We start from the raw sequence: 10432 nt of genomic DNA on the forward strand, positions 1-10432 counted from the left end.
GGACAGGATTTGAACCTGCGACCTCTGGGTTATGAGCCCAGCGAGCTACCGAGCTGCTCCACCCCGCGTCGGTACGCCCAGCCTACGGCATACGCGCGGGCTCGGCGGCCACCACCCCGAGTGGGCAGGGAAGCGGCAGCGTGCCCGGACCGACTCAATCAAATCGGTGCGTGGCCCAGGGCAACCGAAGGAGGAATCGACGCGGCAGCACCTGCACAGGGCAGGGCGCGGGGCGGACGGCGAGCCCGATACGGTTCGCCGTTCGTCCCCGCGGCGTTCTGACGTCCTTCGTCCTCACCGCGCGGGATGTCAGAAACCGATGGCCTCGCGCAGCAACAGGACGGTGCCGCGTCCGGGCTGCGGCTCGGCGTTGAGGACGAGCAGACGGTTGACCGCGCTCGGCTGCCCGTAGACCGCCTGGGCGCGGGCGGTTTCCAGCGGGAGGGCGTGCTCTTCGACCCGGCGCAGTGCGGTGCTCAGGTCGGGCACCACCTTCTGTGCCCCGACGACCCAGATCGCCCTGGCGGCGCCGCCGGCGGAGGCGGGCAGCTGGCTACCGCTGCCGGAGGCGACGACGAGTGAGCCGGTCTCGGTGACGGCCGTGACGCTGGCGACGAAGACGTCGGGGGTGGCGACCAGTCGGCGGATCTGGTCCGACTCGGTGGCGCGGTCCATCTTCAGCACTCGAGGCCGGATGGCCTGGTAGCGGTCGCCCGCCTCGATGTCCTGCGCGATGCCGGAGAGCCGAAGTGTCTCGCTGGCCCCGGTGAACACGCCCGCGCCCTCCGGTATCAGATCCTTGATGCGGGCGCGGGCCGCCGCGGCGTCGTCGAGCAGTTCGGCGGTAAAGCCGTTCGCCCGCAGCGCGGCGATCGCCCGGTCCAGCCGTTCGGCGGACGCCGGTGCGCTGTAGTCGGCGTCCGCCCCGGTGGCCGGCGTGTCCGCCTCACCGGCACCCGATGTCCGACCGGCGTCCCCGGCCTTGCCGGAGCCGTGCGCCTGAGCGTCTGGGCCGGGCGCAAAACCCCGTAGCGGGGTGGTGTCGACGTACCTGACCTCGTAGACCCGCTCGGCGAACTTCCATCCCTCCGGAGTACGCAGGTAGGTGTCGTGGTAGATGGCGAAGTTCAGGCCCGATCGGCCGTCGAGCACACGTGCGATCTCCTGCATGTAGGTGCGACCGGTGGCGGCATCGCCATCGATCCGGATAGTGCCCGGGTGGCTGTTCTGCACGAAGAAGTCCCACTGGCTTTGCAGGCGTTCGCCACCGGTCCGGATCTCCTCCCGGCCGATGAGCTCGACCGGGACGTTGGGCATGCGCAGAACCCCGTCGGGGGTGAACAGCGCGGCGAGTCGGGCGCGGTCGCGCATCATCGCCGCGTCAGTGAACTCGCCGCGCAGCGCCTCGATCTCGACGCGGTCAGCGATCTCCTGGAAGTCGTTCATGCTGATCTACCTGTTCTGTGGATGGTGTAGTCGCCTTCACCAGTCCGACAACGCAGCCCCGCCGAATGTGAGGCGAGCCCCCGACCTCACTTTCCGCCGCTCTGATTCGTCGTCATGGAAGAGGGAACGTGAGCGAGGGAGCCGGAGAGGGTATGACCGACCCCGTCGGGACAGGCACAGCGGCAGGCAGACGAGCAGCAGGACCCGGGGCCAGCCGCGTCTGCGTGACCCTGCTCGGCTCGGCACGCACCCGGCGGGAGACCTACGTCGGCGAATGGATCCCGGAGCCGCTGCCCGACCCCGCCGAGTGGATCGCCGGGGCGGCAGGCCGTCCTGGGGTGGACCCGGCTGACCGGATCACCCTCGACGAGTCGGTGACCACGGCCTTCCTGTCGTGTTCGAGACGATGACCCCGGCCGAGCGGGTCGCGTTCGTGCTGCACGACGTCTTCCGCTACCCGTTCGCCGAGGTGGCCGAGATCGTCGGCCGCAGCCCGGCGGCGTGCCGTCAACTGGCGACCTCGGCCCGCCGTCGCATCACCGCCGCCCGGGCCGATGTGAGCCCGAACGCGGCCCGGCAGGCGAGCGTCGTGCGGCGGTTCAAGGCGGCCTGGGAGGCGCAGGGCATCGAGGCCCTGCTGAGCCTGCTCGACCCGGGCGCCACCGCGATCGCCGACGGCGGTGGCCGCGCCATCGCCCACCTGCTGCCGCTCGAGGGCGCAGAGCAGATCGCCCACCTCTACCTCACGATCGCCCGGTTCGCGCCGCCCCGCACGATCCTCCAGCGCACCGTCAACGGGCTGCCGGGCCTGGCGGTTGAGTCCGGGGGCCGGATCGAGACGGTGTTCACGTTCAAGGTCGCCGACGACGACCGGATCACGCACATCTGGGCGGTGCGCAACCCGGATAAACTCCGCCCATGGCAACTGTCGTGACCGGCCTGACGGGCCAGCGACAGTGGTCAAGGTTCAGCGTCAACCCCGGTCAAGGATTTCTGGCACAGAACATCAGCAGGTGTCGCGATAAGCAGCCATCTGCCGGTCGAGGTCTGCGGCTGCCCAGCCGCTTGCGGTTCGCGGCCTGGTCAGCGGGTTGCGGAGCCACCGCCCGGACGCCGGGCACGTTCCAGGTCGTCAGGCAAGAGCCTTGCTCGGCACACCGGCGGGCGATCAGCGGCTTCCAGATCCCGGAGCAGACAGCGGTAATCGCCTTGCTCGTAACCACGGTTGCCCAGCTCCATGTCCGGATCAGAAGCATGTCCGCGCCAAAATCGGAGTGCAGGAGGGCCATCGCGTTGCGATACTGCGCCCATGATCGACGTGCCTACCGCTGTGCTGGACTCGTTGCACGGGCTCGCCTTCGGTGACGCCTTCGGTGACCGTTGGTTCGGCATCCTGCGCCGGGACGGTCCGGCAGGTCTGGAGGCGCGGACGCTGCCCCCGGAGCCGCTGTGGCGGTGGAGTGACGACACCGCTCAAGCGCTCGTTCTCATCCGGGAACTCGTCGAGGGCGGCGGCGCCGTCGACCAGGAGCGCCTCGCCCTGCGTTTCGCGGCAGCCTACGGCGACGACACGCACCGCGGCTACGGAGCCTCGATGCATGACGTGCTCCGTCGGATCGGCGCGGGTGAGCCCTGGCGGGAGGTGGTCGCCGGACAGTTCGGCGGCCAGGGCTCCTGGGGCAACGGTGCAGCCATGCGTGCCGCCCCGCTCGGCGCCTGGCACGCCGCCGACCTCGACGCGGTCGCCGAGCAGGCCGCCCGTCAGGGCGCGGTTTCGCACCATCACCCGGAGGCGGTCGCCGCGGCGGTGGCGGTCGCCCTCGCCGCGGCGCTGGCAACCCGTAGTCGGGGTGGGCACACCCCGGCCAGGCCGGACTTCCTCCAGGCGGTCGCCGAACGACTCCCCGACAGCGACGTCCGGTCGGGGCTGCGGGTCGCGGCCCGAATGCCGGAGCGCACTTCGGTCCGGCACGCTGCGGAGGTCCTGGGCTCCGGCTACCGGATGTCCGGGCCCGACACCGTCCCGTACGCCCTGTGGTGCGCGGCGGGTCACCTCGACGACCTGCACGAGGGCCTGTGGTTCACGGTCGCCGGGCGGGGCGACATCGACACCACCTGCGCGATCGCGGGCGGGGTGATCGCCGCTCGCACGGGCGTCGCCGCCCTCCCCCCTGCCTGGCACGCGGCCCGTGAACCGCTTCCCCCGATCGTGTCGGAGTAAGAAACTCCTGGCGGGATGACTTCAGGCGTCTCCAGCAGATGTGTGCGCATCCGAGAGAGAGGAAGGCTTCGTGGATGTCGTCGCGGATGTCCCAGTGGATGCGCAGGCGGCGGAACCAGTGCAGCGCACCGAACGTCCTGGCGCGGCCGGTCGTTGACCACGACGGACGGGGCCCGTCTGGGGGCGTCGCGAGAGACAGGGGAAAGCCGATGGCGGAAGCAGTACCTCCAGAGGTGCGGGCCGCTCAGCGGCGTGTCATCAGCACGGTGCGGGTCTCGGGCCTGCTCAACGGCGACGGGCTGGCGCTGTGGCGTGAGGTGGGCTGCGAGGAGTGGAAGACCACCGCCGCCGAGATCGGCCGGGACATGGACCTGCTGGAGGTGCCGTACACGATCGTGTCCGCTGCCGCTTCCTCTGGCCAATTCGCGTGACAAGCGGCTGCTTCGCGGTGAGGAGGTCCGAATCGTCAGGAAGGACCTGACGCACCTGGTGCGTTGGATGCCCTCGCTGAAGGAAGCCATTGGCAACATTCCCGAGGACTGCCCCGGCTGGGGCTTCACCATCCTCCAGCCGAAGGCCGAGGGCCTGGCCGTAATGGGCTTCGCCCTGGCGGCGGACTGGCCGACCTGGAGCGAGAAGCAGGCGCTGGTCGCCGAGCACCACGGTACTTTCGCCTGGCCGACGAGCCTTCCACTGTCGGCGCCACCTCAAGCGACCCGGCGAAACACAGCAACCGAGGTGTGGGCCTGGCCCCTCTCTCCGAGCGGGGGCCAGCTGCGGAAGTTGGGTGCGCGCCGTCAGCATCGAGAGCACCCGGCAGGTTGGGAGCACCGCAAACCCCGCGCGTCAGATGTCGCGCAAGTCTTCCGGGCCGTGCAGGTCACGGGGTTCCTTGTCTTCAAGGTTCGCGTTCACGAGCCACTCGAAGCCGAGGCGGGACCTCTGCGCCGGTGCCTAAGCCGAACAGGTCCGCCTCGAGGGCGAGGCTCTTGCCTGCCTCGGCGAACGGCGACACCCCGATGGTGAGCCGAACGCACAGCTCGTGGCCGCTCAGTGCGCGCCGCAGCCACGTCTGGTCGTTGCTGACCTCCACGGTGAACCGGATGTCGTCGAAGCGGAGTTCTTCCACGGCTCCCCAAAGACGTGTCGATCACCCGGTTCTGCCGGGCAGGGCCGCCGTGCCGCCGCCGCCTTCCCACCGGCTGTGAGAGTCGGTGAGCCCCTGGTCAAAGCGGCCTGGTCCGTTCGCGTGACAGGGGCTGGCGCCGCACAGTCCCCCTCTCTCCAGCCGCCGCATAGTTGCGACATGACTACCGATCAGGCCGACGAGCTGTACGTTCTGCAAGCCCCCCAAGCCGCAGTCCTGGCACGGCAGCTTGTGGAGTCAGTGGGCAATCACCAGATGAAGAGGGCGACGGTGATCCTTGCCTCCTTCCGTGGCGGCTACTGGCTGCGCCGGTTCACCGAGGAGCCCGCGCTGGGCGCCGTGAAGCCGCACGTCCGCCCCACCTCGGTGAACTGGGCGGGTGTCCTGGAGCTGCTGCGGACACCCGAGCTGCTGGACGACAATCGCCGAGAGCCCGGCACCATGGGTCCCCATCTGACCGTGCTGGAGATCGCCGCATCGCTTGCCGCAGGTCACCCACTCGACTTGCGCCGGGCGGCCATGCAGCTGTCCGGGGCGGAATGGAGGGACGTCCTGCTGAGGATGGAGTCGGCAGCCGACTTCGTGTGATGCCCCGGCGGCGCGTCGCCCCCCCCGGGAGTGACCTCAGCGGGATGCCACGGGCTTCGCCCCGACCTCACAGCCGCCGACGCCCCACGTTGCGGAGGAGAGGCGACGGGCTGAGCGAGTGGCCGCCGAGGGTCTTCGCCGGCACAGCCGACACTGCACTTTGTCCGTTCTTCGGGTTCCTTCACGGAGTAGCAGCTACCCGGACGCGCGCCCATCAGGTGCCATTGGCGCAGCGGGATTCCCCCTCGCCGTGGGCCACTGTCGGTATCCGGGTCGCAAGCGGTTGCCGGACCGTGAGGTGCTGTCCGGGATCCTGTACGTGCTGCACACCGGCATCCAGTGCAACACGCGGGCCCGTCGCCGGTCGACCGAGGAGCCCGCGGCATCGCTCCCGTCCGAGAGCTCGGGTCTCAGCGTGGTGTCAGTCGTGCGACCGTTCCGATCTCCAGGGCTGTCCAGATTGCACCGTCCGGTCCCAGTGTGATGCCGTGTGGTTCGGAGGACGGGCTGGGGAGGTCGTGTTCGTCGATTCGGCCGTCGGGGGTGATCCGGCCGATGCGGTTGGCTCCCCATTCGGTGAACCAGCAGTTTCTGTCGGCGTCGGCTGTTATGGCGTGTGGGCGTGACGTGCGGTCGGGCAGGGCGAATTCGTCGATCTTTCCGTCCGGCGCGATCCGTCCGATTTGACCGGCGCCGATCTCGACGAACCACATGGCACCATCGGTGCCCGTGGTGATGCCTACCGGGGCACCGGCCGGTGTGGGTAGCGGGTGGATGGTGACATCACCGTCGAGCCCGATGGCGCCGATCGCATTCGCCTGGTTCATCGTGAACCACAGTCGGCCGTCCGGGCCGGTGGCGATGGCTGACGGGAAGGCTCCCGAGAGCGGGAGAGGGAACTCGGTGACGTCACCGTCGAGTGTGATGCGGCCGATGCGGTCGGTGTTTGCTTCGGTGAACCACAGTGCTTCGTCGGGGCCGGCGGTGATGCCGAACGGCCCGGCATCCGGCGTCGGCAGCGGGAACGAGGCGATGTTTCCGGTCGTGGTGATGCGACCGATCCGGTGGCTGCGGAATTCGGTGAACCACAGAGCGTCGTCGGGCCCTGTTGTGATGATCGACGGTCCGCTGGAAGCGGGTTCGAGCTGGTAGGAGGTGACGTCGCCGTCAGGGGCGACCCGGCCGATCCGTCCGTGGTGGACCATGGTGCATTGTCGGGGCCGCAGGTGATTCCGTAGGGGCCGGCGTCCCTGCCGGACACGGAGAATTCTGCGATCGGAGGGGTGGGACGGCGCGGCATAGGGCGGGTTCCTTCATCGGTGGGTGGCGGAGTTCAGCGACTGCGGATGCTATCCAGAGCGCTCCGCGACCGCCTCTGGTTAATGCTGCTGCGCGATACGGTCTCGCCTCAGAAGACAAGGGCCCCGGTGTGCGCTTGACCGGTGTGGACTTGCTGGGTAGCAAGCCGGTTCCCTCAGGAACTGCCGACGTGCCGTCCGGTCGTCACCGCCCAGTACCAGCCGGAGAAGTGACGTTCACTGCACCCCCTATACGTCACCTCGTACGACCAGGTTCAACCGAGGCGTTCGCGAGGACGTACGGAACGAAGTGGCCCAAGGCCGTCGCGAAGATCACCGAGGACCGGGACGAGCTGCTGGCGTTCCAAGACTTCCCTGCCGAGCACTGGATCCACCTGCGGACCACGAACCCCATCGAGTCGACCTTCTCCACGGTCGAACTGCGGACCAAGGTCACCCGCGGGGCGGGCAACACGGTCGCGGCCCTCGCGATGGTGTTCAAGCTCATCGAGCCCGCCCAGGAACTCTGGCGCGCGATCACGGGCGCCTCACTCGTCGCCCTGGTCCGCTCCGGCGCGAGGTTCGAGAACGGCCACCTCGTCGAACGGCCTGAGGCCGCCGCAGCGTGACCACAGCACTGCAAACCCACCGAGCCCCGCGACACCTGGATGCACACCGTTGCAGACCAAGAGGGCGACCAGGACCACGGCTTGGTCTTCCGGTGTTACTTCGTCCCGGTGCAACAGGCAGCCGGCCTACTGGCCGACAACCAAGGTGAGTTCATCCCCCTCATTGAACAGCCCAACATCCCCACAACCACCTGCTGATCACGATCCACAGGCCTTGGCCATTGCTCGGAATCGGTGAACACCTCGTGCAACTACGCCGACGACGTTCACAGCTCCTTACGCCGCGCCGGTATGTTCTCAGATTCGGTCCGTCAGGTCCTCGGCATACACCTGCGACAGCGGCTGCGGGCCGACGTACTGCTGGCAGTTGCATTGCCCGGCCTCGTAGCGCAGAGGCTTCTTGTGCTCGTCCCAGGCCGTCGGGACCTCGACTCGTTCATGGCAGTGGCCCTGTTTGTCGTGCTTGGCCAAGTGGTGCGTGCACCCGCACACGGGCTCCGGTGCCTGGTGTGCTGCTTCGACGGCGAGACGTTCCTGCTTCGCCGCGTCCATCAGTTCCAGCTTCCGTTGATGCCGGTTCCGCAACGCGGTACGCGCGGTGTCGGCGACCCAGGCGAAGCCACCCGTCCAGAAGAGAATCAGCACCCACCAGAACCAGTCCATCAGTCATCCTTCCCCCGTGCGGCCATACATGACGAGGCCGCCCTGCGCCCCGGTGCTAGGCATGTGCGCATCGAGGCGTTCTGTTCAGAATAGACACTGGCTAAAGCACCCGCCGAAAGCCAGGCACCCGGCGTAGGCCGGCCGTGGTCAGGAAAGCCACCGGCACCACGAGCACGCACACGATCCGCCATGCCCCGACCGCCGACAGCCCCCGGCCAGACAAGTAGTACTGCGCGCCGACCACCAGCGGAAGGTGGACGATGCACACGCCGTAGGAGTCCGCCGCCAGCTCTGCGGACAGGCGATGGCTACGGCTCAGCGTTTCCCGGAACAGGGTGAGCAGGCCCACGCACAGCGCCACGCACAGACCGCTCTCGTACGACGCCCAGAGCGCCGATGCGGCGTTGAAGCCGCCCGCGGCGAAGCACGGCGCGTCGGCGCCGATCGCGAACAGAGCGGCTACGCCGAGGAGTCCGCCGGTCAGCCACACCCACCCCTGCGGGCGTCGAAGCGGTCGAGCCAGCCGTTGCGGTGGGCGAGGAGACCGGCGCTGAAGAAGGCCGCGTACTGAGGAAGGCGGCCGGACTCTTCCTGGAGGAAGTCGAGGACGGGGATTTACTCGTGCAGCGGGTAGCACAGGCGTACGGCGAAGGTGGCGACGGCGATCACTGCGGTGACGACGAGCAGTTCCCGATGGCCCGGCACCGGCAGTTCGCGCGGCGGGTGCGGCGGACAGTGGCGCCGCACCAGGCCTTCTGCCTTGCGACAAAGGACTGGACGACGCTGTAGGCGAGCAGGTCACCGAGCTAGCGGCGGCGCTGGCCGACGGCGGCGCAGCCGTCCTGAGCCAGGCCACCCCCAAGACGGCCAGCGGCGTCCCACACCGGAGGGTGATCAGGCGCGCAGCTCGGCCAGGATGACCTTGTGCAGAGGTGGCCAGATGCCCGCCTGGTCCAGCCCCACAGCCGTCGCCAGGCCGTCACCCCAGTGCAGCCGATGCGTTCGGCCAACACATCCGCCCGGCTCACTCCTTTGTGCCGCACGTAGACCATCCCGCGAAGAGCCGCCCGGTCGTCCACCGGCAGACGGCCTGGACAGCGACCACGACGCGGCGGGCGGTGCGGAAGCAACGGGGCCACGCGCTCCCACAGTCAGCAGGCACAAGAGCACCCGACACCCGCAAGACTGTGCCGTCCTGCGGCCCACTGCCAGGCCCGACGACGGATCTCGTTCTGAGACGATCAGTTGACGAAGTCACCCAGTACCTGCCGCTCCGTCGGCCGGAGTTGAGTACGGGTGCTCATGCGCATCACCACCAACCGCGGCACCCTGCACCCATGACAGACACCCTTTCAGCCCCGGAGCGCCGGCGCCCCTGGTCGCACAGAACACGCCTGGGCGTGGACCTCGCCTTCGCGATCCCGCTGTTCTTGATGGAGACTGCGTGGCTCGCGCTGGACTGGATATACGGCCTCGGCCTGGAGGAATGGGCAGCGCAAGGCGACCAAGCACGGATCGACGCGGCCAGCCTCGCACACATCGGGCGGGTACATATGCTGCTGATCGCCGTACTCATCCTGGCAGTTCTCGCGGGAATCTTCCGTGCCCGCTGGACGGTGATCGCACACCTGCTGGTGGCCCTCCTGGCGGGCGGAGTGCTGGCGGCCTCGCGGCATGAGTGGGACAACAGCCACTCCCCGTCACCCGCTTGCATCCGCTACAGCGCGAACTGCTGAGACAGCCGGGCGCGGATCGTGCGACGCCGGCCAGCGCGCTGCTTCCGCGCACCTTCCGCCCGACCATCCCATCGCAGCGCTCGCTGTCCTGCTCCAGAGCCTGGACCAGCCGGGCCTGCTCGATATCGGCGTCGGACTCGCCCCCGCATCTCCCGGCGCAGGACCAGAAAGTCCTGCAGAACCTGTGCAGCACGCTCGGCTGGCCCTGCAGGTAGGGGGCCGCATGCGTAGCCCCACCGCCCTGATGTGCCGCCGGCGCCGAGACATCCGCAGCACCCTGCCCTGGGCGACATGCGGAGCATGAGTACGGGGCCGGGCTGTGGTGCTCCGGACGTTTCTCGGGAGGCGCGGTACAACCATCGATGCCGGTGGGGAGTCTCTTCTTCACTGCGCACCATGTGATCAAGCGGGTAACCCGCCGGGCACGGGATGCGGGCGACCGATCTGGTTTGCGGGCGCCGCCGGGCGTCCGGTGGTTGTGCAGGGGGTTTTCGTGCGTCACCCAGTCCGTCTCGCCGTGGCAGCTGCCGTAGCGGCTTCTCTGACCGGCAGTCTGATGGCCGTCTCGGTCGACCGCGCCGTCGCCGCTCCGTACAAGCTCGAAGACGACTAGGAGTTGTCCGGGCGATCACGTGCGAAGCCAGATGGTGAGGGCTGCGGCGGTTGCTGTGCCGAGGTATACGTAGCCACGCTTGTCGTAGCGG

Annotated in this window: 9 protein-coding genes and 3 pseudogenes; 6 read left to right on the forward strand and 6 right to left on the reverse strand. The window is 68.8% G+C overall.

From position 1 onward, the window contains the following. Positions 1 to 309 precede the first annotated feature (309 nt). Positions 310 to 1446 carry an LUD domain-containing protein gene (locus ACWC5O_RS44485; RefSeq protein WP_450592252.1) on the reverse strand — a complete coding sequence of 379 codons (1137 nt, stop codon included), beginning with the start codon at positions 1444 to 1446 and terminating at the stop codon, positions 310 to 312. Between the two features lie 209 nt (positions 1447 to 1655). Here ACWC5O_RS44485 and ACWC5O_RS44490 point away from each other — a divergent pair. The 3 genes and pseudogenes from ACWC5O_RS44490 to ACWC5O_RS44500 form a co-directional block, all read left to right on the forward strand. Beyond that, positions 1656 to 2380: pseudogene (locus ACWC5O_RS44490) on the forward strand (sigma factor-like helix-turn-helix DNA-binding protein); the annotation flags it as partial. 375 nt (positions 2381 to 2755) lie between these two features. Then, on the forward strand, positions 2756 to 3667 hold the full coding sequence (locus tag ACWC5O_RS44495; RefSeq protein WP_450592254.1) for an ADP-ribosylglycohydrolase family protein: 912 nt from the start codon (positions 2756 to 2758) through the stop codon (positions 3665 to 3667). 209 nt (positions 3668 to 3876) lie between these two features. Further along, the gene (locus tag ACWC5O_RS44500) at positions 3877 to 4098 is read left to right on the forward strand and encodes a hypothetical protein (protein ID WP_450592256.1); all 222 of its coding nucleotides are present in this window, start codon (positions 3877 to 3879) and stop codon (positions 4096 to 4098) included. Between the two features lie 467 nt (positions 4099 to 4565). Here the strand turns inward: ACWC5O_RS44500 and ACWC5O_RS44505 are convergent, their stop codons facing one another. Continuing rightward, complete coding sequence (locus ACWC5O_RS44505) at positions 4566 to 4796, reverse strand: hypothetical protein (RefSeq protein WP_450592258.1); 231 nt, start codon at positions 4794 to 4796, stop codon at positions 4566 to 4568. A gap of 177 nt (positions 4797 to 4973) precedes the next feature. Between ACWC5O_RS44505 and ACWC5O_RS44510 the strand changes: the two genes are divergently transcribed. Continuing rightward, positions 4974 to 5402, forward strand: coding sequence for a hypothetical protein (locus tag ACWC5O_RS44510; protein WP_450592259.1), 429 nt, complete (start codon positions 4974 to 4976; stop codon positions 5400 to 5402). A 410-nt stretch (positions 5403 to 5812) separates the two neighbouring features. On the opposite strand, the pseudogene ACWC5O_RS44515 reads toward ACWC5O_RS44510, so the two are convergent. Beyond that, positions 5813 to 6702, reverse strand: a pseudogene (locus ACWC5O_RS44515) (Vgb family protein). A gap of 279 nt (positions 6703 to 6981) precedes the next feature. On the opposite strand from ACWC5O_RS44515, the pseudogene ACWC5O_RS44520 reads away from it, so the two are divergent. Further along, a pseudogene (locus ACWC5O_RS44520) lies at positions 6982 to 7329 on the forward strand (transposase); the annotation flags it as partial. Between the two features lie 297 nt (positions 7330 to 7626). On the opposite strand, the gene ACWC5O_RS44525 reads toward ACWC5O_RS44520, so the two are convergent. The 3 genes from ACWC5O_RS44525 to ACWC5O_RS44535 form a co-directional block, all read right to left on the reverse strand. Further along, a complete protein-coding gene (locus ACWC5O_RS44525) occupies positions 7627 to 7992 on the reverse strand; it encodes a hypothetical protein (protein WP_450592261.1) in 366 nt (121 codons plus the stop codon). 100 nt (positions 7993 to 8092) lie between these two features. Continuing rightward, on the reverse strand, positions 8093 to 8482 hold the full coding sequence (locus ACWC5O_RS44530) for a hypothetical protein (protein WP_450592263.1): 390 nt from the start codon (positions 8480 to 8482) through the stop codon (positions 8093 to 8095). Positions 8483 to 8607: 125 nt separating this feature from the next. Beyond that, the gene (locus tag ACWC5O_RS44535) at positions 8608 to 8739 is read right to left on the reverse strand and encodes a hypothetical protein (RefSeq protein ID WP_450592265.1); all 132 of its coding nucleotides are present in this window, start codon (positions 8737 to 8739) and stop codon (positions 8608 to 8610) included. A gap of 590 nt (positions 8740 to 9329) precedes the next feature. On the opposite strand from ACWC5O_RS44535, the gene ACWC5O_RS44540 reads away from it, so the two are divergent. Next, positions 9330 to 9728: a DUF6234 family protein gene (locus tag ACWC5O_RS44540; protein WP_450592266.1), complete on the forward strand. Its 399-nt coding sequence runs from the start codon at positions 9330 to 9332 to the stop codon at positions 9726 to 9728. Positions 9729 to 10432 lie beyond the last annotated feature (704 nt).

The organism is Streptomyces sp. NPDC001450, assembly GCF_053597295.1.